General features: G+C 38.1%; 26 protein-coding genes, 1 pseudogene and 1 riboswitch. Of the genes and pseudogenes, 7 read left to right on the top strand and 20 right to left on the bottom strand.

All coding sequences use genetic code 11. The annotated features are described in order from the left end of the window. Positions 1-72 precede the first annotated feature (72 nt). Entirely contained in the window at positions 73-1,281 is a 1,209-nt protein-coding gene (locus AC4QJR_RS12200; protein ID WP_496526346.1) for an MFS transporter, read from the bottom strand. Between the two features lie 287 nt (positions 1,282-1,568). Here AC4QJR_RS12200 and AC4QJR_RS12195 point away from each other — a divergent pair, with 287 nt between their 5' ends. Continuing rightward, complete coding sequence (locus AC4QJR_RS12195) at positions 1,569-2,201, top strand: LysE family translocator (RefSeq protein ID WP_496526345.1); 633 nt, start codon at positions 1,569-1,571, stop codon at positions 2,199-2,201. 59 nt (positions 2,202-2,260) lie between these two features. Here the strand turns inward: AC4QJR_RS12195 and AC4QJR_RS12190 are convergent, their stop codons facing one another. After that, on the bottom strand, positions 2,261-2,701 hold the full coding sequence (locus AC4QJR_RS12190; RefSeq protein ID WP_098576468.1) for a cell wall hydrolase: 441 nt from the start codon (positions 2,699-2,701) through the stop codon (positions 2,261-2,263). 234 nt (positions 2,702-2,935) lie between these two features. Between AC4QJR_RS12190 and AC4QJR_RS12185 the strand changes: the two genes are divergently transcribed. Then, positions 2,936-3,139 carry a hypothetical protein gene (locus AC4QJR_RS12185; protein WP_496526344.1) on the top strand — a complete coding sequence of 68 codons (204 nt, stop codon included), beginning with the start codon at positions 2,936-2,938 and terminating at the stop codon, positions 3,137-3,139. Positions 3,140-3,332: 193 nt separating this feature from the next. Here the strand turns inward: AC4QJR_RS12185 and AC4QJR_RS12180 are convergent, their stop codons facing one another. Beyond that, positions 3,333-4,184, bottom strand: a complete 852-nt coding sequence (locus AC4QJR_RS12180) for an alpha/beta fold hydrolase (protein WP_375376684.1) — start codon at positions 4,182-4,184, stop codon at positions 3,333-3,335. 191 nt (positions 4,185-4,375) lie between these two features. Next, positions 4,376-4,459, top strand: a riboswitch (cyclic di-GMP riboswitch). Between the two features lie 28 nt (positions 4,460-4,487). On the opposite strand from AC4QJR_RS12180, the gene AC4QJR_RS12175 reads away from it, so the two are divergent. Continuing rightward, the gene (locus tag AC4QJR_RS12175) at positions 4,488-4,880 is read left to right on the top strand and encodes a hypothetical protein (protein ID WP_098576464.1); all 393 of its coding nucleotides are present in this window, start codon (positions 4,488-4,490) and stop codon (positions 4,878-4,880) included. Positions 4,881-5,397: 517 nt separating this feature from the next. On the opposite strand, the gene AC4QJR_RS12170 is transcribed toward AC4QJR_RS12175, so the two are convergent. The 9 genes from AC4QJR_RS12170 to AC4QJR_RS12130 all read right to left on the bottom strand — a co-directional run bounded on the left by AC4QJR_RS12170 (position 5,398) and on the right by AC4QJR_RS12130 (position 15,138). Next, the gene (locus tag AC4QJR_RS12170; protein WP_496526343.1) at positions 5,398-6,393 is read right to left on the bottom strand and encodes a zinc-dependent alcohol dehydrogenase family protein; all 996 of its coding nucleotides are present in this window, start codon (positions 6,391-6,393) and stop codon (positions 5,398-5,400) included. Positions 6,394-6,461: 68 nt separating this feature from the next. Beyond that, positions 6,462-7,664, bottom strand: coding sequence for a macrolide family glycosyltransferase (locus AC4QJR_RS12165; protein WP_496526342.1), 1,203 nt, complete (start codon positions 7,662-7,664; stop codon positions 6,462-6,464). Positions 7,665-7,668: 4 nt separating this feature from the next. Then, positions 7,669-8,292: a nucleotidyltransferase family protein gene (locus AC4QJR_RS12160; protein ID WP_496526341.1), complete on the bottom strand. Its 624-nt coding sequence runs from the start codon at positions 8,290-8,292 to the stop codon at positions 7,669-7,671. Then, on the bottom strand, positions 8,285-9,334 hold the full coding sequence (locus AC4QJR_RS12155) for an XdhC family protein (RefSeq protein WP_496526340.1): 1,050 nt from the start codon (positions 9,332-9,334) through the stop codon (positions 8,285-8,287). The genes AC4QJR_RS12160 and AC4QJR_RS12155 overlap by 8 nt, the downstream gene beginning before the upstream one ends. A 115-nt stretch (positions 9,335-9,449) precedes the next feature. Next, positions 9,450-10,724, bottom strand: coding sequence for an MFS transporter (locus AC4QJR_RS12150; protein WP_496526339.1), 1,275 nt, complete (start codon positions 10,722-10,724; stop codon positions 9,450-9,452). A 162-nt stretch (positions 10,725-10,886) separates the two neighbouring features. After that, complete coding sequence (locus AC4QJR_RS12145; protein ID WP_496526338.1) at positions 10,887-13,265, bottom strand: xanthine dehydrogenase family protein molybdopterin-binding subunit; 2,379 nt, start codon at positions 13,263-13,265, stop codon at positions 10,887-10,889. A 13-nt stretch (positions 13,266-13,278) separates the two neighbouring features. After that, a complete protein-coding gene (locus tag AC4QJR_RS12140; RefSeq protein ID WP_496526337.1) occupies positions 13,279-13,758 on the bottom strand; it encodes a (2Fe-2S)-binding protein in 480 nt (159 codons plus the stop codon). Beyond that, complete coding sequence (locus AC4QJR_RS12135) at positions 13,755-14,636, bottom strand: FAD binding domain-containing protein (RefSeq protein ID WP_496526336.1); 882 nt, start codon at positions 14,634-14,636, stop codon at positions 13,755-13,757. The genes AC4QJR_RS12140 and AC4QJR_RS12135 overlap by 4 nt, the downstream gene beginning before the upstream one ends. Before the next feature lie 52 nt (positions 14,637-14,688). Next, positions 14,689-15,138 (bottom strand): SRPBCC family protein, encoded by a 450-nt coding sequence (locus tag AC4QJR_RS12130; protein WP_496526335.1) that lies wholly within the window; start codon positions 15,136-15,138, stop codon positions 14,689-14,691. Between the two features lie 346 nt (positions 15,139-15,484). Here AC4QJR_RS12130 and AC4QJR_RS12125 point away from each other — a divergent pair, with 346 nt between their 5' ends. Both AC4QJR_RS12125 and AC4QJR_RS12120 read left to right on the top strand, forming a co-directional pair. Next, on the top strand, positions 15,485-16,357 hold the full coding sequence (locus AC4QJR_RS12125; RefSeq protein WP_496526334.1) for a LysR family transcriptional regulator: 873 nt from the start codon (positions 15,485-15,487) through the stop codon (positions 16,355-16,357). A 237-nt stretch (positions 16,358-16,594) separates the two neighbouring features. After that, entirely contained in the window at positions 16,595-16,798 is a 204-nt protein-coding gene (locus tag AC4QJR_RS12120; RefSeq protein ID WP_098576459.1) for a hypothetical protein, read from the top strand. Positions 16,799-16,993: 195 nt separating this feature from the next. On the opposite strand, the gene AC4QJR_RS12115 is transcribed toward AC4QJR_RS12120, so the two are convergent. After that, entirely contained in the window at positions 16,994-17,203 is a 210-nt protein-coding gene (locus AC4QJR_RS12115; RefSeq protein WP_098575492.1) for a hypothetical protein, read from the bottom strand. A gap of 1,297 nt (positions 17,204-18,500) precedes the next feature. On the opposite strand from AC4QJR_RS12115, the gene AC4QJR_RS12110 reads away from it, so the two are divergent. Continuing rightward, entirely contained in the window at positions 18,501-18,908 is a 408-nt protein-coding gene (locus AC4QJR_RS12110) for a VOC family protein (RefSeq protein ID WP_496526333.1), read from the top strand. A gap of 90 nt (positions 18,909-18,998) precedes the next feature. Here the strand turns inward: AC4QJR_RS12110 and AC4QJR_RS12105 are convergent, their stop codons facing one another. Beyond that, positions 18,999-19,772 carry a class I SAM-dependent methyltransferase gene (locus AC4QJR_RS12105; RefSeq protein WP_496526667.1) on the bottom strand — a complete coding sequence of 258 codons (774 nt, stop codon included), beginning with the start codon at positions 19,770-19,772 and terminating at the stop codon, positions 18,999-19,001. Positions 19,773-19,952: 180 nt separating this feature from the next. Here AC4QJR_RS12105 and AC4QJR_RS12100 point away from each other — a divergent pair, with 180 nt between their 5' ends. Continuing rightward, a complete protein-coding gene (locus tag AC4QJR_RS12100) occupies positions 19,953-20,273 on the top strand; it encodes a hypothetical protein (RefSeq protein WP_496526332.1) in 321 nt (106 codons plus the stop codon). A gap of 148 nt (positions 20,274-20,421) precedes the next feature. On the opposite strand, the gene AC4QJR_RS12095 is transcribed toward AC4QJR_RS12100, so the two are convergent. From AC4QJR_RS12095 to AC4QJR_RS12070, 6 genes and pseudogenes are all read right to left on the bottom strand, one after another. After that, the gene (locus AC4QJR_RS12095; RefSeq protein ID WP_496526331.1) at positions 20,422-20,607 is read right to left on the bottom strand and encodes a DUF4017 family protein; all 186 of its coding nucleotides are present in this window, start codon (positions 20,605-20,607) and stop codon (positions 20,422-20,424) included. Between the two features lie 285 nt (positions 20,608-20,892). Further along, on the bottom strand, positions 20,893-21,348 hold the full coding sequence (locus tag AC4QJR_RS12090; RefSeq protein WP_098575486.1) for a C40 family peptidase: 456 nt from the start codon (positions 21,346-21,348) through the stop codon (positions 20,893-20,895). A gap of 216 nt (positions 21,349-21,564) precedes the next feature. Further along, a complete protein-coding gene (locus AC4QJR_RS12085) occupies positions 21,565-22,314 on the bottom strand; it encodes an ABC transporter permease (protein ID WP_496526330.1) in 750 nt (249 codons plus the stop codon). Continuing rightward, positions 22,315-23,076, bottom strand: a pseudogene (locus AC4QJR_RS12080) (ABC transporter ATP-binding protein). Between the two features lie 161 nt (positions 23,077-23,237). Then, positions 23,238-23,579 (bottom strand): DUF1048 domain-containing protein, encoded by a 342-nt coding sequence (locus AC4QJR_RS12075; RefSeq protein ID WP_375377605.1) that lies wholly within the window; start codon positions 23,577-23,579, stop codon positions 23,238-23,240. A gap of 71 nt (positions 23,580-23,650) precedes the next feature. After that, positions 23,651-23,971, bottom strand: coding sequence for a PadR family transcriptional regulator (locus tag AC4QJR_RS12070; protein WP_496526329.1), 321 nt, complete (start codon positions 23,969-23,971; stop codon positions 23,651-23,653). Between the last annotated feature and the right edge of the window lie 251 nt (positions 23,972-24,222).

Below are 24,222 nucleotides of genomic sequence, written 5' to 3'. Positions count from 1 at the left end.
GTTAGTTTTTTTTCTATTGATTCGCATTTTTAAAGGAAGGATTTTGTTAATTAAAATCCTTCCTTCACAATGTTAATTTTGAAATACCTTTCTAATAAACAGTTGTTTATTCTTATAAACAATTATACTTACCAAAGCTAGTATTACCCCTGATAATACGAATACCATTCTTACCCCTAACAGGTCTGCTAATATCCCCATTACCAAAGAGCCAGCCCCAAATATCCCCGTTCCAATCGCACTTAATGAGGTATATACAGTAGACAACTGCTCTTTGGTTACACTAGTTTGTATAACCGTTTGTTGAGGAATGTATTTGATTTGTCCAAATAGCCCCATAAAGAGCGATAGACATAAGGCCATAAGTGGATTACTATTTAGGCTAAAAAATATAGTGACAATGAAACCAGTGAATGAACCAACAAAAATTAAAGTACCCAGGTTCTTTTCCACAAAACTAGGATATTTAATACAATAAATGCTTCCTATGATTAAGCCTAGAAAGAAAGCACCATTGACAAACCCCCACCACTTTTCATCAACGTGTAAAGCATCGTTAACGAAAACATATAAAATCGCCGCAATCCATACCGTCCCTGCAATGGTTTCTAAAGTGTCTATCAAAGCAATTCTTTTCAATACAGGTGTATTTAATAATGTTTTCCAGCCCTCTTTGAGTTGTTCTAATTTCCCTTTTTGCTCCGATGCGGTATGACTTACAGTTTCTAATAAACTTAGCAAAACACTTGAAATTACGAACAAACATCCAACGAGCCAAATGAGTTGTTGCGGACTTAATATTATTAAAAACAAACTGCCTACGAACCACATTACTGCTTGGATGATTTGAGTAACTGTTTCAGCAATTCCATTAGCTATTATTAAATCATCATTGTTTACATAGTGTGGAATTAATGTTTGTCTTATGGGATTTGCACAACCGTCAAGAAGCGCAATCAATCCAATTATGAAGAAGATTAGATAATAATTAGATGCTGTAATACCAGCGATCATCAAACCCAAAATAACAAGCAGAATGGTCTTTCCAATTTGTGACCAAGCCATTAACCATTTTAAATTCACTTTTCCCACTAAAAGAGGAGTTAACATGCTGGAAACAAACATAGATGAAGTAATCGTAAATGGAACGAATGATGATACTGTTGCAGAATCTGTTAAGTTGAATATCACACTAATAACACTGACGATATATAGGACATCGCCCATATTTGCAAGCGAATGACCCAACAGTAACAGAGTAAAATTTTTATTCAATTTCATTCTACATCCCCCCGATATTTCAAAATTAGTATTGTTTACGGGAGACCTTAGATTGGACTGTTCATTTTATGCCTAACTCCTTTCAAAATCGGATAAACCTGGGGGATGTAGATTTATCTCAAAATTTTTTCTAAAAAATGATTATATAAATTTTAGCAAATTTAAAACATTCAAAACAGGTGCGAAGCTAAACAATCTCAAAAAGATTAATCTTCTATTAATCTCTCGCTTTTTATATAATGAATTACATATTCAAACCTTATCAAAATCAGGAAGGAGATACTACAATGGAAAACTTTTATATGTTTGTTCTTATGTGTATTTTTTTTATCATTTTACCCGGTCCCGATACTGCAATCACTACAAAAAATACGGTCACCGCTGGGAAATCTGGGGGTCTTAAAACACTTTTTGGTATTTGTTGTGCCCTTCTTATCCATACGTCTGCTGCTGTATTAGGACTTTCCGCCATCATTGTGAAATCAGCATTAATATTTTCTGTCTTTAAATATGTGGGGGCTGTTTACTTAATTTATCTGGGTGTTAAGACATTATGGTCTTTAAAGAACAAGGAAGTAGCAGCAAGTGCTGAGATGAATACAAAAAGCAAGTTTGCTAGTACATCTTGTTTTAAACAAGGGTTCCTTACAAATCTCTTAAATCCCAAAATTGCAATTCTTTTTTTAACCTTTTTCCCTCAATTTGTTGACCCTGGAAGCAATACTTTTTTACCGTTTGTTATCATGGGTACCACTTATACTGTATTGACCATCCTTTGGTCAGTACTTTATGTCCATTTAATTCATCAGATTAGTACTTTTATGAAAAAACCTAAAACACAAAATATTATTGAAGGACTCACGGGAACCATACTGATAGGCTTTGGGATTAGACTATTTCTTGAAAAGGCTCATCATTAAAAGTTTTATTTTTTAGGTAAATTTCTAAATACTCAAAAAAGCTTACTCGTCGAGTAAGCTTAGCCTCTATAAACACTATCACATGTTCCAGGTTTTGGTTCATAAAAACAATGTTCTTTAAATTGTCCAGATTGAGGTTGACCATACCATGTTGGAGGGCAGGGAGCATGTGGATTAAAATACCAAAGTGCATATTTCGCCGGGTGGTCTCTCCAATAATCCAAATTTTGTTTTGCTAATCTTCTTTCAGCAGTTCTTGATCGTTGATAAAATACATTCCCTTTTTGAACTGCCTCAAAGGAGTAATTTCCACCTTGTACTTGATAAATTACATTCGGAACTGACCTTAGTCCTTTAAAGTCTAAACAATTGGCTACAAGGCGGTTCACAATAACATTACCAACATATAACATTCCTTGTTTTCCTTCACCCTCAGCCTCTGCTCTCATCATCCTTGCCATTAAGTCAACATCTGAACTTCGATAATTTACTCGTGGCATTATTCCACCCCCAAAATATAGTATGAAAAAAAACCTGTATCTATGTCATTAAGGAGGTCGGTATTTTTGGTGAAACCAACCTTACTATTAGGTTGTTACTTTAATGGTTTTATTGACTTTTAACTTGAAAGGATAAAAGGAAATTTGTAATGAGATGGTAAAATAGGTATAAAGATTGTAAAAAGAAGAAACGAAGCAGTTTAGCTTTAATTTGATTTATAAGGGGGATTAATAATGAAAAGGATTTGCATTCAATGTCAAACTGAAATGATAAACGATTGTAAAATAAATGTGGAATATGACTTATCTGGAATTACGATTAAACAAAAGCGTAAAGGATTATTCAAAAGTGCTTCTGCAAAGACTAAAGCATCTGTATGTCCAAATTGCGGTTTTGTAGCTCTTTATATTGAAGAGTACGAAAAATTTAATAAATAATTAGGGAGTTATTTGATAATTTAAGATTTAAGCTAAAAAAATGTTAATGTATATAAAACCATCTATAGAAAAAAAGCCGAGCATCCCAATTCAAAATAAAATGCTCGGCTTTTTAGATTGAAAATACTTAAACTAAACCTTGCCTAGCCACATCCTAGGTATCCATCCCTAATTCAATAGATTAACTTTCAATTTACCGAAGAAAATTCTCAATAAGGCTAATTTGCTCTTCCGTATTTAAAGCTGGGGCATGACCAAGTTTTGGAATCGTTACCATTTGACAGTTTGGTTTTTGCTTCATTTTTTCCGCAACATCAAGAGGAAGAACGTCGGAAATTTCTCCTCGAATGAGTAATATTTTTGATTGAATTGCTTCCCAGTAGTTCCATAAGTTTAGATCTTCTGTGTGCTGAAATTGCAAAGCAATGTTTGGATCATAATCAGGACTCATTCCACCCTCATCGCTTCTTCTACATGAGTATTGGGTAAAATCATTCCACTCCTCTTCATTCGAAAGACCAAATGTGGTATAAATGGTTTGATAATACTTCTTTAATTCACTAAAGGTTTTAAATTGCGGTGGATTCCCTACATAGCTAATAATTCGTTTAATGCCTTCAATATCCTGAACAGCATTTTCAGAAGCACCTGCTCCAATGTCATTTAAAACTAAATGTGAAATCCGGTTCTGATGATTAAGCGTTCCAGCAATACGCATTCCAATGGCTCCACCCATTGAGGTCCCAACCCATCGGACCCGTTCGATTCCTAAATGGTCCAATAATTGAATCGCCAGGTTACTGTAGTTTTCAAAACAATAGTCCTTTTCGGGGGAAGAACTCCATTGGCTCAATCCCCGCCCAATTGTATCCGGACAAAGGATATAGTAGTTTTGGGATAGATGGCGGGCTAAAGTATCAAAGTCTCGCCCATTTCGAGTTAAACCGTGCCAACAAACCACAGCTGGTTTCTGTGGATCTCCCCATTCTGTAAAATGAACTTCCATTCCATTAATCATTTCAAACCTAGATCTAGGAGAAGACATACAACCACCACCATTCATTTTTAATATTCCGACAATTAAATATTCGATTTACTGGCAAGAATCCCTTCTTCCACCTACTCACAATATATTTGAAATGGGAATTGATTTCTAATTTTTTCATAAAACGTCGGTATTTGTAGAACTTTATTTTGTAATTTTTGAAAAAATTGTAATATAATTTACATATCGTTTATAGATAAAGGCAAACTTTTCGAAAGATTGGGACGCAAAGCTACGGGTCTAAGGTTTTAAACTATGATGGCTGGGCTGCCTAAAATAGGACTTATTTTAGGAGGCTAGATTATGAAAAAAATCAATTTGGAATATGCAATACTAGATCAAGACTGGGGAGTTCAAGAACTTGACGATTGTATTCGCCTTCTTATTGATGTGAAATTAAATTGGGATAAAATGGACTTAGAGCCTGAGGTGAAGAATGCCTTTCCTTACTTTCATTTAATTGTTGATCTTTATCCAAACGGATATATTAACTATGAAATGTATCATCATTTTAGTAATTTAAAATTTAAAAGATTTTCGTTTTATAGTTGCTGTGGACAAAAAGAAGGAATGGTTTGTTCGTTCTTTAATCAATATGCAGCGGAAGTTTTTTGCGAAGTTCTGAAAAAAGAGGAGAAGATTAAACACTTCTTTACTTGGCATCTCTCTAATAACAAAAAGAGTGTTAACCAGTAATATTACAATGGCCTTGAATGGAACTTTTTTTGATTCTTAATATGATGGATGTTGTTAGAAGAGCTGCCAAAATTGGCAGCTCTGATTTTTCCGTTATAGCATCCTTTTTCCTTCAACGACCTTTTAAAGTGAGCCTCATTAGACTAATTTAAACTAGTAGAAATTTAAAATAGAATTGACTGTTTAAACCCTTCAACCATATTTAAATAAAATAAAATTTTTATGAAGTTCCCTTTCATATATTGAAATCCTGACAGCTAAGTCTTCCGTTCTTAAAACAAAATCTTTTACTCCAATAAATTCAGATTCAGCAATCAAATAGAATTGTGTTCCCTTTTTTAAACCTTTAAAGTTATTCTTTAACTTATATACCTTCATTATTTTAACTAGTTTCTCCCATAATCTTTATTAACACAGACATTTACACTATTTTATTGCTTTTTTGAGTCTGCTATCAACAAAAATCCAGTAATGCTCTTCAATTAGAATCAAATCTTATTCTAGAAAAAAAACAATTTTACCATTTATTTATCAATACAATCTTTCCAATTGCTTTATTAGATTCCAAAAAAGTATGTGCTTCATTTACTTGATCAAAATCAAAAACCGTTTCATCTACTAAAGGCTGAAGTTTCCCTTCCTCTACAAGATTCGATACTTTTCGTAATATGTTCCCATATTCCTGCCTTTTTTCCTTATTCATAATTTTTAAAATCATAAAGGTAATATGTAATGATAGTGCCTTAGCATGCAGAGGTGACAAATCATGCGTTGAGCGTGCTGCGATGGATAATACGGTTCCGTAAGTGGCAGCAGCTTGGAAAGATCGATCTAGGTTTTCGCCACCGACTGTATCGAACACAACGTCAAACCCTTTTCCATCTGTATGTTCTATTACATACTCCTCCACTGACTGTTCTCGATAATTAATGGCCACATCTGCACCTAAACGCTGTCCAATGTTTAATTTTTCCTCAGATGAAGCTGTAGTATATACTTTTGCTCCAGCTACCTTTGCTAGTTGAATGGCGACATGACCTACCCCGCCTGTAGCTCCATGAATAAGGACCGTTTGGCCGTTTTGAATATTCGCACGATTATAAAGTGACTCCCATGCTGTAATCGTTACGAGAGGAAGCGCCGCTGCTTGTGCCATCGTTAAATTTCTTGGTTTAATAGCTAGAAGCTGCACATCCGCAAGCATATACTCAGTTAGGGCACCGTCTGTTCCTTTCACACCACCTGCGCAACCAAAGACTTCATCACCAATCTTGAACTCTGATACTCCGTCTCCAACCTCTACAACTACTCCAGCTACATCGCCGTGTAATATCGCTGGAAATTCTGGTGCAATTGCAGATACCACTCCAGACCGAACTTTTGTATCAATTGGATTTACACTTGTTGCTTTTACATGAATAACAACATGCCCAGGAATTGCCTCAGGCTTATGAACCTTAGCCATCTCAAAAACAGATGGATCACCAAATTTTTTAATCACTTGTGCTTTCATTTGATATCACTCCTCTCCTATCATTTTACATTAAGTATTTAATGTAGCTAAAATAATGTGAACTTTATTTATATAACGTATTTTCTTTTAAAAGCAAAAATCTCATCAACCGCTTGGTGATATCCACCTGATTTTTGAATCGATTCCCTTATAGTTGAAGCAGCTTCATGGAAAGATGGTTCATTTAACACATGATCTGCGGCATCACGAAGTTGATTTGCAGTCAAGCCTTGCACTGGTAATGTAGTACCAGCTCCGAGATTGGCCACCTGCCCGGCAATAATCGGCTGATCCGCGCTTTGAGGGATTACAATAAGCGGAACTCCGTAGTAGAAACCCTCATTGGTACTATTCATTCCACCATGTGTGATAAATAATTTACTCTGTTTTAGCACTTCCGTTTGTGGAACATAATTTTTTACAATAAAGTTTTGAGGGATCTCTCCTAAATCAATTAATGGAGTTTGCTTCCCAATGGACATAACAACCGTATGATCGCTATTTCCAAATGCAGCAAAACAAAGTTTATAAAAATCAATGGCACGGTTAAAAACTGTCCCAAGAGAAATGTAAATGGGACTTTTTCCTTTGATCGTATCAAGGTCAAAGTCATCCTGCATTAATCGTGTGGAGATGGAAGCACCTATAAATTTGAAAGTTTGGTCGAATGCTTCTCCAGAAGGTTGAAACTCTCTAGTTGTATAGACGATTGTGAGTGGGGCTGGATTACAAAAAACTTCGTAAGGAGAAGCAATCTCGACATCATATTTTTCCTTTATCATGTCTGTCAGGCGTTGATATTCATCATTAATTTCCTTAGCTGCTTCTGTAGGAATATTTTTTGAAAGCCGTTCCAGCAGTTTATCGAATGATTCCTTTGTCTCTGCAAAGGATGTACAAGAATTGATGGCAGGAAGATTTAGGATTTGGGCAAGTAAACGTCCACAACCAAACATGGAATCATGGATGATGTAATCAAAATGCTCACCTTCAATCTGTTCAAGCACACTAGGTATAACAATATCTGCCGTATGTAGAAGACCGTTAATCCTTTCTGGTAAATAACTTCTCCCACCTTTGATAAAGGCCTGTATAAATTTTTGACCGTCCAACGTACGCACTGTTGCTCCCGTCTTCTCAATCCGCTCACGAAAATCTTCAATTGTAATGTACACGACCTCTTCCCCACGCGAAACAAGTTCTTTTACAACTCCAATCGTTGGATTGATATGCCCTTCTGAACCGGCATTAATAAATAATACACGTGCCATTTCTTCACTCCTCATTAGGTTTTGAATCAAAATACTGTTTCATCTTCATGAAGTCATCAGGGGTGTCAACATCCGCTCCCCACATTGGATTGTCAAATGAAACAATCTTCATTACGTGCTTATATTTTTTGATAATGCTATGACCGCCACTATCCCCCTCAATTGTATGGAATTCGTTAAATAATTCTGCATCCATTAAGACCGGATGGCCTAATTCGCCTTGATATTCTGGGCGGACAATCCGAATTCCTTCTTTCCTACTTGCTTCATAATTTTCCATTAAGGATTGGATGACTGTCCTAGAAACAAGCGGCTGATCCGCTAGGAAAATTATAACAGCATCCACCTGTTCTTTGATAGATTGGATTCCTAGTTTTAGGGAAGTGGACATCCCAGCAGCATAATTCTGGTTAAAAATGATCTGTATTTCTAGTAAGTCCATAGTATGTTGTTGGATTTCTTCTATATATTTACCGGCAACCAAGATAATCGGATCCAAAGAGCTTTCAACGACTGGTCCAAGGACATAAAGAAAAAGAGGTTTGCCATGTATGGATAGTAATAATTTAGGTTCACCCATTCGTTTAGACATACCTGCAGCGAGTATGATTGCACCAATTTTATGCATGAATTTTCACCTTACCATGCAAAGGCATAGGATTTCTCCTGTTTCTAACGACCATTAGTTCCGATACAATACTTAAAGATACTTCTTCCATCGTTTCAGCTCCTATATCCAACCCAAGTGGTGAACGAATTGGACCGCTGGAAAAATTTTGTCCAATATTGATTAGCATTTCTTCCGTACGAGAGATTGGACCTAGAACTCCAATGTATCTCGGGTCACTTTTTAATGCAAGTTGCAGGGTTTTTTCATCCAATGACTGGTGATGATTCATAATCACCCACCATGAATCAGTGACATCATTCGGGTCGATTTCCTCAGGGCTCTTTTTCAAATGCAAAGCTGAAGGAAATATATGAGAATTATTGAAATCTTCACGTGAATCCAAGACTGTGACAGAAAATCCAACTTTAGATGCTAAATCTACAACGGGTACTGCATCCTTTCCTGCTCCCGCTACAATCAAGTGTTCACTAGGCTTAACCGCATCAATTAGATATCTGCTTCCGCCACAGGTTACTATTTCTGCACGAGTTTGCGTATTCATTACAGTTTTTGCTTTTTCAATCACTTCAAAAGGCACACTCGCGTGATTTCCAATAAGATCGCCGTCCATATCAACTAACAATCTGTTTCCCGTAGGAATTTCCAATACAAGAGTAAAGTGCTGTCCTTTTTGTAAAACTTGGTCGGTTTGAACCCAGAATTCATCCTGTGGCTCAATAGGCAAGATAAGTATTTCAAGATTCCCTTTGCATCCTATTCCTAAACCCCAAATTTCATTTTCGCTTAAGTCGTATTTGTGTGTTAAAGGAACATTCATTTCCATAGCTTTTATAGCCCAGCCGTATAAATCGCTTTCCAAACAACCACCGCTTATCGTGCCGAACATTCGTCCGTCTAATGCCATCATCATTTTTGTTCCAGGAAGTCTGTATGCAGAACCTTTTACGGCAATTTGCATGACCATGGCTGCTTTTTGGTTACGATCCCATGCTAATCTGATATTTTTCAATACATCTTTCATTTCTTGTAATCTTGACACACATTACTCCTCCCAGCTGCTAAGAAATGATCATTCCTAATATTATGAAGAAAGAGGGGGACAAATTGGAAGAATTCCTTCCTTTTTGTCTCTCCCCTCTTTTCTCTCTTATCTTCTAATAACCTTTTTTGACTAAGAAAATACTTAATAAAAGGGAAAGGGCAATGAAACATAAAATAGCGATAAAACCACCATTATATGAACCACTCATTTGACTGAAAATGCCAACAATCACCGGCCCTAATGCTGCGATTAAATACGATAAACATCCGAAAATACCACTAATACTTCCCATTACCTCTGGCGAAGCTACACGATGAAGCATTGTCATGGTCAATGCTGCTGGCATAAACAAAAGACCTATTAGTAAAATACTCAGGATGGCCGCAACTGTACTGTTTGTCGTAAAAAGGGAGAAAAGCATAAATACAATGATAAGCGCGCCTGCACCTCCAACAAAAACAGCTCTCTTCATGAACTGATCGGAGAAATACCCAGCCACCATTTGTACAACAATGGCTAGAGCGAATCCCCCAGCATTGATTACCGCTGAATTTACAAAATCTATTCCTTTTTCTTCTGTCAAGTAACTAGGTAAAAAAGTTGAAATTCCGTAATATCCAATAGAAAAACAAGAATAAACAATCGTTAAAATCCAAAACAAAGGACTTTTAAGTACAGTTTTGATGCTTCCTTTATTAACAGTAGTCGTTCCCTCCACTTTTTGATTGCTTTGAATATAGTTAACTTCTGTTTGATTAACTGCATAATGCTTAGCTGGATTATCTCTTGCCATAATCCAAAATAAAATTAAACATACGATTGAAATCGCTGCAAGTATAAAGTAACTTTCCCTCCAACCATATGCAGACGCTATGATCGCTATGAGTGGAAGTCCGAGGACTGGGCCAAATGCATTCCCACTATACCAGGTGGTTTGCGCTTTAGCTTGTTCACTATGCGGGAACCAATTTGAAGTTAATTTGAGAGCCATTGGGTACAAGACTCCTTCACCAATTCCTAATAGAGCCCTAGACCATAAAATCATACTAATAGAATCAGCTATTCCCCCCAGAATCATCGCACATGCCCAGAGGCAGATTCCAATAAGTCCACTGCGTTGCGCACCAATCTTGTCAATGATAAAACCCCAGGCTAATTGGCCAAATGCATAGGTTACTAGAAATATACTGCTAAGTGTCCCTTTTACAAGATTTCCATCAATGCCTAGGTCTTGCAGAAAAGGCTTATTGGCAAGCAGAATATTGATGTTTGCTTTATCCATCATGGAAACGGTAAATAGCAAAAGTAATGGAAAAGCGATAAAAAACCAACGAGTTTTGCTCATTTTTTCAGTCGGAATTATTGTTTGAGCATTAAAGTTATTCAATATATTTTCCCCTAACATCATGAATTGTTTTATAATCAGTACTTACAGTATCTAGATATAAATCTTTTCAAACCTTCTGCTTTCATGATTGTCTACTATTCTGTTTTCGCATAGGGTATATTCTAACGACATTGAATCCATCATTTTTTTACAAAATGCTTCTCAACCTATTTCAACTTTATCCTGTTTACGTTCTGCTTCTTTCATCCATTGACGGAGGTTACTAGGGCTAATAGGCAGTTGATTAATGGCAATGTCTAATGGAAAGAGTGCATCTACAACAGCATTCGCAATAGCAGCAGGCGGAGAAATGGCTCCACCTTCCCCAACCCCCTTTATACCTAATGGATTTCTGGTTGATAGGAATTCTTGATGGCCTTTTTCTACATTCGGAACCTCCATCGATGTTGGCAATAAATAATCCATATAAGAACCAGTCAAGAGTTGGCCTTTTTCATCGTAAACAACTTCCTCATATAGTGCTGCACCAATTCCCTGAGCAATCCCCCCTTGAACTTGTCCATCTACGATCATTGGGTTGATGACCTTTCCAGCGTCATGAACCACGCTATATCCTTTCAAGTTAACAAAACCCGTTTTCTTATCCACTTCTACCATGCAAATATGGACAGACGATGCAAAAGTAACAGTTGGCGGAACAAAGTAATGTGTGACTTGTAGACCTGGTTCCATTCCAGCAGGCACCTTGCATCTAGACCCAGGACGTGCTGCATTCGCAACTTCCGTATAGGTCACACATTTTTCAGGTGTAGACTCAACAAAAACCTTGCCATCCACAATTTGCAAATCAGAAGCTTCCACATCCAGCATAACAGCTGCGACAGCTAATACTTTTTCGCGTAATTTCACCGATGCTGCTTGAATGGCTGATCCCGCATTTACCGCACTTCGGCTTCCATATGTTCCTGCTCCATAAGCCAAGTTGGTAGTATCTCCCACCCTAATTGTAATTTTATCCGGGTTTAGCATTAACTCATCTGCACATATTTGAGAGAATACAGTTTCATGGCCTTGCCCTTGCGGGGATGCTCCAAGATGGGCTACTACTTGACCAGTACTGTCTATAGTTACATAAGCACTTTCAAATGGACCTGCCCCTGTTCCTTCTACATAAGTAGAAATACCTATTCCAACAAGCTTACCTTGTTTCTTCCATTCTTTTTGTTGTGCACGGAAGCCTTCGTAATCGACCTTTTTTAAAGCTTGTTCTAGTGCAGCAGGATAGTCGCCGCTATCATAAATTAACTGAGCACCATCTTTTATCAATATGCCTTGGTCGTAAGGCATTTCTTCCGCTTGAATCATGTTCTTTCTCATAACGTCAACCGGGTCCATTTTTAGTTTTCTAGCCACCATATCGATAATTCGATCCATAACGAAAACTACCTCTGGTCTTCCCGCTCCCCTAAATGGAACATTCGGTGTTTTGTTCGTTAGGACAATCTGGCAACCAATATCGTAGTTTGGTATTTTATAAGCGCCTCGCAAATGATAGGCACTGTTGTAAGCACATGTTAGACCAAAATAATTCATAGCACCGCAATCTATAATGAACTGATCTTTTATTCCAACAATTGTACCATCCTGTTTAAAAGCCACTTCTACATCATGGATTTGATCCCTTGAATGGCGGGCACTTGTTAAATGTTCTAATCGATCTTCGATCCATTTGACTGGTCTCTTCAACAATTTGGATAAATATGGGATGATAATTTCTTCAGGATGAACTCCACCTTTAGGACCAAAACCTCCCCCAACATCTGGGGCTGTTACTCGAATGCTTTGTTCAACTAGACCTAAACATTTAGCCATATAGGTTCTTACTTCAAAAGGCAGTTGCGTTGATGAGTAAACATGGAATTGATTGGTACGAACATCATAGGTTGAAATGACCCCTCTCGTCTCTAACGGGTTGGAAGAAACCCTTGGGGTTTTAATCCTTGCCGTTAGGATATGCTCTGCATCTTTAAGAGCTTGATCTGCATCTCCTGTTGTCACTCGGAAATCCGCCTGAACATTTCCGTCAAGATGATCCTGAATCAACGGCGCGTCTTTTTCCAATGACTTAAATGGATCGACCACGATCTGGATTGTTTCATATTCTACTTTAATTAAATCAGCTGCATCTTCAGCAATATACCGATTTTCTGCGACAATGACTGCAATTGGCTGCCCTACATACATAACCTTATTTTTAGCCAGGACGTCTTCATAACAAAAACGAATTGTCGGATTAATTTCCTTCACTACATTAGGAGGCAAAGCACTATGTGATTCAAATTGGACAAGAGGCTTGATCTTCCCGTCTATTTCAAGTCCAGTAAGGATGGCGTAGACACCATTTAAAGCCTTCGCTTCAGTGATATCAATCTTTTTAATGATGGCATGAGCATGTGTGCTGCGAACAAAGACTGCTTCCGCCATATTTGCCATTTGGATATCGCCTACGAACTGTCCTGTACCTGTCAATAGTCGATAGTCTTCTTTTCGCCTAATACTTTGACCAACGTATTTTGTCATCCTTCTTCCCTCCCTAATTAGATACTGTTTGAGCAGCCTGCTTTACAGCTTTAATAATGTTAGAGTATCCTGTGCAGCGACATAGATTTCCAGAAATACATTCTCTTATTTCCTCTTCGCTTGGATTTGGGTTTTCTACAAGATAACTAGAAACCGTCATCAAGAAGCCTGGGGTACAAAATCCGCATTGCAATGCATGATTGTCTGAAAATGCTTGCTGTAAGTCATTAAGCTCACCATTTTCTTGCATTAGTGATTCCACAGTCGTGACTTCACAACTATCTGCCTGAACAGCAAGCATTAAACATGAGCGAACGGGGTCCCCATTTAAATGAATTGTACAAGCTCCGCAAACTCCATGTTCACAGCCGACATGCGTTCCAGTAAGTAACAAGTTCTCCCTAATAAAATCTGAAAGCAGCAGTCTAGGCTCTACCTCTCTCTCGATATTCTGACCGTTAACTTTTAGGCTTATTTTAACCTTTTCTATCATAATACTCCGCCTCCCTGTGCACGTTCAGTTGCTTGCTTTAATGCACGAATAACCATAGTTCCAGAAAGTTCTCTTCGATATTCGGCCGTCCCATGAAGATCAGATTCCGGTTCAACAATTTCCATTGTTAGATTACCCGCCTCTTCATATATTTGCTCGGACAGCTCTTTACCGATTAGAAGTTCCTCCACATCCACTAATGGTATTGGAACAGAATTTACACCGCCAATGGCTAAATTGACACCTGAACAACGACCATCCGCATCTAAATCAACGACTGCAGCCACTTCGACAAGCCCAAAATCCCCATGTCTTCTCGCCACTTCAACAAAGGCAGAACCGCTCGATGGTTTTGTAATAGGGAAACGAACCTCCTTAACTAATTGATCCGGTTGTAGCGAAGTGAGCATATACGTAAGGAAAAATTCTTCAGGACATAATACTTCTTCACCATTTGCATCGGCAATAACAATTTCTCCCCTTAAAGCCGTTATCACACATGGTAATTCAGCAGATGGATCACCATGGGCGATACTTCCACCAACAGTTCCTCGATTACGAATTTGTAAGTGGCCTACCCACCGGATTGCTTCCGACAATAATGGACACTTTTCTTTAACCAATTCAGATTTTTCTATTTCCCCGTGTTTTGTCAATGCACCAATGGCAAGAAATTCCCCGTCTTCTTTGATATAGTTCAACCCTTCAACTTTTCCTAAATCGATTAAGTACTTTGGTGTTGAAAGTCTCATATTCAATAGAGGAATCAAACTTTGGCCACCGGATAAGACTTTCGCATCTTCCCCGTATTCGGATAAATATTGTACTGCTTCTTCTATGCTCGAAGGTCGAAAGTAATTAAACTTTGCCGGTTTCATAGAAATCCCTCCATTCGAAATAAAAAAATAAATCAGTTTGAATTTCTATTCCTTAAATGTTTTGGTGAACTATTAGCTGTTTTTCTATATCTTTAAAGAATTTGCCGGCCATGAATTTTGCAATACCTCCAATGACCCTGCTTCCAACCCCAGCAATCATTCCGCCAATATCTGCATTGCATTCCCAAATTAATTGACACCCTTCTCCTTCAGGGATGATTTTACAGTCCATTTTTGCGGAAACAAATCCCGGCTTTCCGCTACCCTCGGCATTTAAGATGTAATGAGATGGTACCTCTACGTTCTCTAATTTAACCTTACCCGTGTAGTCCCCTTTTACAGCTGCTACACCAAGCTTTAGTTCAACGTCATATTCTTCATTTCTAACCAAGATTAGGTTTTGACACCCTGGTATGGCATTCTTCAGCAATTCTGGATTATGCATGGCTTCCCAAACGACTTCTGCACTATAATTAAATTTTGCTTTCCCTGATAATTCCATTAATATCTAGCCTCCATTCGATTTTTATGAGTGAATTTTTAGTTGATCCTTATCCACCGTGTAAATGTATCCGCTTTCTTTTTAATCATTAATTTTCAAACTTTCCTTTACGCGCCACATTTGTTGTTTGCCAAAACATATCCTCCTAACTGATTCTTGAAAAGCAGCTTCTCCCGTTTTCTTCATTACCGTTACCATTCCTTTAGCATTGGATTCGATTTTAAATGTTTGAAAATTAAGTCATTTCAAATCATTTATTTGATTGTACACTTGATTCTTTATAAAGTTAAATACATAATTATCTATATATCGATAGCTAAAAGCTATAAGGGGAGGGATGATAAATATGGATCTGCTTCAGTTAAGATATTTCCAAACGGTTGCCCGCATGGAGCATATGACGAAAGCTGCAGAGCAACTGCATATCGCACAACCCTCGCTAAGTAAGTCAATCTCCAAATTAGAAAAGTCTCTGGGTATCCCCTTATTTGATCGGCAAGGGAAGCTAATCAGACTGAACCAATTCGGAAAAGCCTATCTTCGACGGGTCGAACGAATCTTTGCAGAATTGGAGGAAGCAAACCGTGAATTAAACGACATGACCGGTCTTGATAATGGGGTTGTTCATTTGGGGACGACTACCACACGCTTGTTACCAAATTTAATCAGCTCGTTTCTGACTCAATACCCTCATGTCAATATTCGACTATTACAAGTCCCAACAATGGGGGTAAAACATTACCTGGAAAATGGGGAAATTGATTTTTGTATCTCCTCACCACCGCTCCAGCAACCCGGAATTTGCTGTAATCCCTTGTTAACGGAAGACATTTATCTGGCTGTTCCCGCCACACATCCTTTTGCAAATCGTGACCAAATTGATCTCAATGATGTTGCCAACGATAAGTTTATCAGTCTTACAGCAGACTATGATTTCCGTGACTTAACTATTGAATTTTGTAATCAATCCGGTTTTACCCCCAACATTGCATTTGAATGTAACGACGCTGAGGTTATCTTCGATATGGTGAAATTAGGATTGGGAATCGCCTTTATTCCTGCCCATTGGTGGAAAGAAAACAATATCCATTCACCGGTAAAATTGAAGATCAAAAAACCTGTCTGCCAGAGAGTGATTGGGTTGACTTGGGTGGAAACACGATACTTATCAACTGCTGCACGAACATTTCGCACGTTCGCAAGTGATTATTTTGACTAGTGGTGAAGGGCAACTCTCAATTCTATGACCGTGATTCTCTGAAGGAATTGTTGAAAAAGGGGGAAAGTATTTCTGAACAAGCTAGTAACCAGTTAGAGATCAACAAGATTAAATCAGTATTGTCAAACTTATCTGTTAAAATGACAAATTTATGAATCTGGAAAAAAACTCTTTTCAATTTCAGTTTTAATTGATATTATTCCTATTAAATCAGTAGGAATAGTAGGTGTTATTAAAATGTCTTTGTATGAAAAATTACCAAGTGATTTTTTGATTCAATTTTATTATGAAGTGAAGAAAATGATTTCAAAAGGATTAGTTTCTAAAAATATGTACTATGAATTAGGACTAATAATTGCAGCTGCGTCAAGTAGAGGGATACTATTGGATAAGCCAAAAGATTTTAAACAACACATTGTCCACGAATTATTAATGGAATAATGTAATTAGAATTCCGCCGTGATTGAAGTAAATAGTTAATCGCAGGAAGTCTTTCATTAAACAAACAAAAAAGCCGCTGATAAAAATCAGTGGCTTTCTTCAGCTATAGAACACGTTAGATTAAGTGTTAAATTTTGTTGTTGTTTTAAAATCTATGAAATACCTCGATTAGGAACGACTTTTTTAAAGATGAAGTTAGTTAATGTAATCCATTATTTTTTGGTAACCAAATGGTAAAACGCCTGCGACTAATAAACCAATTACAATTGAAGAAGTAGAAAAAATAATGCATTTCCTAAGTGATATATCATTCCTCTTAAAGGCGATAATGTATACCTTCATCATAAAAAAGACAGTAATAAATATTATGATTGCTGAAAACACACTTGCTAAAATTACCTCCATTGTGGTCCTCCTTTAATAAAGTCTTTTAAATTAACCAGTAGCCTCCAAAATAAACTTTTATCCATATTATAACAAAAATATCTTCATGCTTCTTCCACTCAAAGTGACCTGCATTTTTAATGCCTTATTTCCTCATAATCTGTTCTTAGAGGTGATGCATATATATTAATAAATAAGATGTAAACTGGATACAGAATGACAGACCCATAAATCAGAAGGCTAAATCTCGGAAATAGTTCTACGCCTACATTAATAGGAAAAACAACAGGGAAAAAGGAGAAAAAAAGAATAAAATATGGTAGCCACAAAAGGAGTGACAAATAGCTGTATTTTCTACTAATATTCCATTTTTTTGTTAAGTAAATGAATAAGATTGTCGAAAGTAGAAGTCCAATAACATTAATAACAGCAATTAAAATGTAAACATTATCCCATTCCCAGCCAGTTAACATACTAATATGAGATACATTTATTATGAGTTCGATTGCTATAAACAACGCTATTGCGTATAACACACTAATAATATTTAACTTTATAAAAAACTTCATCATATACCTCCTTAATAAAGACACAGCAACACCTCTGAGTTAAGTTCTTTATTCAATTATAATCATTCTTAAAGGAACCTGCCACGTTATAGGACAAGAAAATGACCGTTGCAGCGATCATCGTCCTTAACAAAGCACCCATTTTCACTTTTAATTGAGGATAGGAAAATTAATTTAGCTTTCGCCATTCCTTTCTTAAAACAAACAAGAAATGTATGAATAAAATCGTAATCTTGTCCGATCTTCGGTCGTCTTCGGACAACTCTCGTGATTTCAAAGGCACTCATGTCCGAACATTGGTCGTCTTCGGACAGCTTTCGTGATTTCAAAGGCAATCATGTCCGTACTTCGGTCGTCTTTGGACAGCTCTCGTAATTTTAAAGGCAATCTTGTCCAAACAGCGATCGTCTTCGGACAGCTCTTGTGATTTCAAAGGCAATCTTGTCCGTACATTGGTCGTCTTCGGACAGCTTTCGAAACTTCAAAGGCAATCATGTCCGTACATTGGTCGTCTTCGGACAGCTTTCGAAACTTCAAAGGCAATCATGTCCGAATTATAATTCCTTCTGTAAATCGCTTCCGAAAACAGCCAATATTTTTTATAAAAACTACCTTTTCTATATTAACCTTTATCTCTAAACAAGTTTTTTGTGGTTTTTAAACATTGAAAAAGAACTAATGTTCGTATATAATATTTATTAGGACCATAACAGCTGTTAGCCTAAGTTAATGTTAAAGGAGACTGTGCAATGATTAAACCTTATTTAATGTTCAATAGAGAATGTGCAGAGGCATTTGAATGGTATCGAAAAGCTTTTGATGGTGAAATGATTTTAATGCAAAAATACGGTGAAATGCCGCCAGATCCTAATTTTCCAATTTCTGAAAGCGATAAAGACCTTGTCCTTCATGCACAATTGAAATTAACCGATTCAGGCATCATTATGGGTTCGGATGGAAAACGGGACATTCCAAACGGAGAGAAAGTGGTCATCAGTGTTGAGCTTGACTCTGAAGAGCAAGCGAAAAAGGCATGGAATGTCCTTGCAGATGGTGGATCTGTTTTTATGGATCTTCAACCAACATTCTTTGCCAAACTGCATGGTTCTGTAAAGGACAAATATGGTGTTAGTTGGATGTTTACAGTGAATAGATAGGGAAATCTCATCATACATCAGAGCTGAAGATCCTTTCTTCAGCTCTATTGCTTGTTCATGTATTTTGAATCAAATTGGATTATCATTCACTTATTTTCTTCCACTTAAAATCATTGCATTACCTAATACTTTTTTGTTCAATAAGAGCTTGGGCAATTTCATTTCATTCGCAAGTTTGTAGCTATTCAATTCAGATACCCCATGTTTCTTTAAGACATTTAATAGCTCACTTTGATCCCCAAATATTTTTTCATCCATAAACAAATCTAAGAAAACAAATTCACCACCAGGTCTTAAAACTCTTAATGCCTCTTTCATTACTTCAGTTTTATCACTTTGATCTTTTACTTCATGAAATGTTAAACAACTGACAATTACGTCAAATTCATCATCATTAAAAGGAAGCGCTGCAGCACTTGCTTTCAGAAAGTCAATTCTATCAAAGACCCCTTCTATTTCAGCATTCTGTTGGCATTGAGCTTTCGAATATTCCCAATTCCCGCCCCAATAATCAATTCCCGTTAAATAGGCATTTGGAAAAGTCTTTGCCAGTTTAATAATCAGGGAACCACTTCCTGTCCCTATATCTAGAATGTTTCCCTTTTTAGCCGCATTCACCTTGGAAACTATTAAATCATGAATTTTGGACTGATAATTCCCCCCGACTGGTGCGAATTGGTAAACAGAATAAGCAAGGATAAATGTCATATAAATAAAAGGCAGCGCCAACATTCCGAACAAAACTCGCAGAAATATAGGAACAGGGAATAATGTACTCAAGAGAAGACTAAGTGAAATAACCACAAAAATTAGTAGTTTGTAAATTCGAATCCAGGTTTGGTATTTTGTTTTTGTTTTCAAGATATCAGCTATCCTTAGTCATCTATTTTTTGTTTGTTATTATTATAAAGGAAATGAATCATCCTTTGTTTAATCTTTATAGAAATTCCTAACTAATTCGTGCTTTGTGACAGGTGAACTTGCACTTTCGTATAATGAAATTGGATGCAATATTTAGATCAAATATAAGATGGTGAAACTGGTATGAAAATAAATTTATCAGCGAATCAAATGGCGGAAATAAAACGAATCATTCAAAAAGAACTTTTGATAAAAGGAATAGTACCAACAGATGACTATCTATTTATCCACTGTTTTTCGAAACTTCAGAAAGAAACCGTCTATTATCATTTGTTCATTGAAAATGATACGTTGATCCTCCGCTGCTATGCACGCTTGTTTGACAACCTTGGCCTGAGCGTGTTGGTCAGAAGCACAGCAAAAAATGTATTCGAATATCTGGAATACCAAACCGGATGTCAAAAAACAATTTATCTTGAAAACGGGATCGAGGTAAAAATTTAAAAAAGAAGGCCAATTCAAATCATTTAAGCTCCTTTTATCATAGTACTATACTTGATAATTTCCGAAAACACTTGATCATTGGAATAAGAAAAAGCGTCTCCACTTTTTGTAGAAACGCATCCGCAACTTCCATTTAAAAAACATTTTTCTAATATATTCGCTTTTTGTTTACTAAAAATGTGACCAAAGCAGCAATGATTAACACCGGAATTGCATAAATTTGTCCAACATACAATTTCCAGCTCACCATATTATAGCCTTCTGATGCAGGAACTATGACTGAAATGATACAGACAATTAAGTAGGCTAATAATGGCGGAATTATATTTTTCATTTGAACACCATCCTTAGTGTAATTTTACACTAATCATAACAAATATAATCAATATTGTAAATATTTTCTAAAAAAAGGCTGTGTTAAACTTGTCTGTTGATTTCCGTTCCAGGCACAAGCGGTTCGCGGGCGTGCCGGGGAGCCTCCTCGTCGCTTTGCTCCTGCGGGGTCTCCCCTGCCTCGTACTCCCGCAGGAGTCTTCGTGCCTGGAACGAAGAGAAACAGAGTGCCAAAATCATCATTAACCTTTAACACAGCAAAAAAAGACCATCCTTAGGATGATCTTTACACGCGCTTTGATCCAATATATCTAGGATGCCAATAAGAGTTGTTTGTGTTGGTAATAATGACTCCTTTTGAAGAGGATGCCATGATCATTTTCCCGTATCCAATATAAATGGCTACATGGGTTGGGGCACTGGCTTTGGTCGGTGCGTAGAATAGTAAATCGCCAATCTGCAAATTAGATGGTCGATATCCGTTACCATAGTACATTTGGGCAGCCGTGCGATTAAGTGTTCTTCCCGCTTTTCCGTAGGAATACTTCACAAGACCTGAACAGTCAAATCCGCTTGGCGACATCCCACCCCATCGGTATGGAACCCCAAGATTAGATTTAGCAATCGAAATCGCTGCTGTATGATAATTATAAGTTGCTGCTTCCGCTTTTTCACCCTTGGCGGCGAACAAAGAGCCACAAGAAGCTAAGATGGTAAAGGCTATGATGAATTTCTTTAGCATGATTGTTTCCTCCTAGTGTGAGTTGATAGATTCACTATACTAGAAAGGTATAACAGACTCATCACAGCAATATGTTAATTTTATTACAAAAGTAATTCTACTATAATTTTCTTGATCCTTAATAGAAACTAGAAATTGAATTTATATATGAAAAAGTCCGGTACTTACAATTGCACCGGACTTTTTCACATCACCAGACACCGAACCAATGGTGCCCTACCCTAACTGGCGATTAAACGCATTACTGGCGAAGAAGTAAGCGATAATCATAATGCCGACGCACCAGGCAAGCGCAATCCAGATACCGTTGCCAACAGACCCGTCATACAAGAGGGCGCGAATCGCATTTACGATGGAAGTCACGGGCTGGTTCTCAGCGAACGCACGGACAATTTTAGGCATGGTTTCGGTGGGGACAAAGGCAGAACTGATAAATGGCAGGAAAATCAGCGGGTAGGAGTAGGCTGTCGCCCCTTCCATAGATCTTGCAGTCAATCCGGGAATGACTGCAAGCCATGTCAGCGCCAGCGTAAATAGCCCGAGTATCCCAGTTACTGCCAGCCAATCCAGTATATCTGCGCTGGAACGGAAGCCCATCAAGAGCGCAACGAGGATAACCACCACGACAGTAAGCGCATTGGAAACAAGCGAGGTCAATACGTGCGCCCACAAAACCGACGAGCGTTTGATGGGCATAGTAATGAATCGCGCCATCAGCCCGCTCTTTACATCCGTAAACAGCCGTACGGAAGTGTAAGCGACGCCGGATGCTATTGCCATCAGTAAGATACCCGGCAATAAATAATTAACATAGTTGTCTGTGCCCGACTCAATGGCGCCGCCAAAAACATAGACAAACAGCAGCAGCATCATAATCGGCGTAATCGCCACCGTGATAATCGTATCCGGGCTGCGCAGAATGTTGCGCATTAAACGCCCAAGTAACACCCCAGTATTGCTTTTCATTTACCTCTCCTCCTTTTGGCCAATGATCGCGAGGAAAATTTCCTCCAATGTCGGCTGCTTTTCGATGTACTCTACTTTCGCTGGCGGGAACATCTCTTTGAGTTCAGTCAGCGTACCGGTCGTGATGATTTTTCCCCCATGCAGGATGGCGATTCGGTCCGCCAGTTGTTCGGCTTCCTCCAAGTACTGGGTCGTCAGTAAGATGGTCGTGCCACCGCCGGCAAGCTCCTTGACGGTTTCCCAGACTTCCATCCGAGCTTCAGGGTCAAGTCCTGTCGACGGTTCGTCGAGAAAAATGACTGCTGGCGTCCCGATCAGGCTCATGGCGATGTCAAGGCGGCGCTTCATCCCGCCGGAATATGTGTCCGCCCGCCGGTTAGCCGCGTCACGCAGGCTGAATCTTGCAAGCAGATTGTCGGCGACTTGAGCGGGATTAGGAACGCTTCGCAACTTGGCGATCATTATCAGGTTTTCCCTACCTGTGAGCATTCCGTCTAAAGCAGCGAACTGCCCCGTCAGGCTGATGCTCTGGCGAACTTGATCCGGTTGACGCTGAAGGTCGAAGCCGCTAATACCAACTTCCCCTCCATCAGGCTTCATCAGCGTCGAGAGGATGTTAACCGTCGTCGTCTTGCCCGCTCCATTTTAGCCCAGCAGTGCGAAAATTTCGCCTCGCCGGACCTCAAAATCCACCCCTTGTAAGATTTCCTTGTCTTTAAAGGATTTTTTTAACCCTTTTACAGAAATCGCTGCATTGTTCATACTTTCTTCCTCCTTATAAAATGCGCTAGATTGCCTATCCTTCTCTACTCAGTCTGACAGATATTCTGTATTACTTACTACCGGGTTAAAAATATAACTGAATAGTGAAGGTGACACAATACATTTGTAACCAGCTATTCAGCAGGAATAATCTATTGAATTTACTTTTTTCCCAATCGGTTTTTGATACTCTGATTCAAATCTTCACGATACTTCGCGAAATAGGTTCTAGCGTTGGCCACTAGTTCATCGGCAAAGGACGCCACGTCCTCACCAGTGATTTCCAGCACTTGTCTGCCTTCTGCCGCACCTGCTTCGAACAGCTCGATTAATTCATACTGCATATGCAGCATATCCATACCGTTGCCCGCTGAGAAATTCCACATGTAGTTTTGGATTTTCTTAAATACAAACTGGTAGTCCTCTGGCAGGGCTTCAACCCGTGCCATCATCATTTTGTACTCTTTTTTATCACCAATCATTTTTTTGAACATTTCCAACATGTTATTTTTCCTCCTTTTTTAATATAACTGAACTAGACACGCCAAATTATTGGACGGAATATCTTATGAAGCTAGAATGACTTTAAGACATTGATTTTCGATGAGACAAAATCCCATTTTTTCCAAAACAATTCAAGTTCCTGGCGGCCAGCCTCATTAAGTGAGTAAAACTTGCGGGGCGGCCCCATATCTGACGGTTTTTTTTCTATGTTCACAAGTTTTTTCTTTTCTAATCGCACGAGGATCGTGTAGACCGTCCCTTCCACGACTTCGCTAAACCCGAGTTCGTTTAGGCGGCGGGTAATCTCGTAACCATAGGTTTCATGGCGGCTGATGATTTCCAACACGCAGCCTTCCAGCGAACCCTTCAACATTTCAGTTAAATTTTCCATATTCAGCTCCTCCTTTACCTCCTCTATATTGTCTGACTTATATTCAGTATAACTTAGTACTAAACAATAATTTTTACCTAATAACTTAGGGAAATCTTACTATTAAGTATTGCTAATTACAAGTACATCGTAACACCGAGTAGCGGGAATGTCAACCATTTTTCTTTGTACTTATTATTAACAACCAATATCATTCTAATAACCGGGATAACGACTCCCCCCTTCCTCTTTATTTCGATCCCAGTAAATAG

Source organism: Neobacillus sp. BP17, from assembly GCF_059579525.1.
Note: the sequence above shows the minus strand (reverse complement) of the source record. Positions and strands in the feature narration are given on the sequence as shown.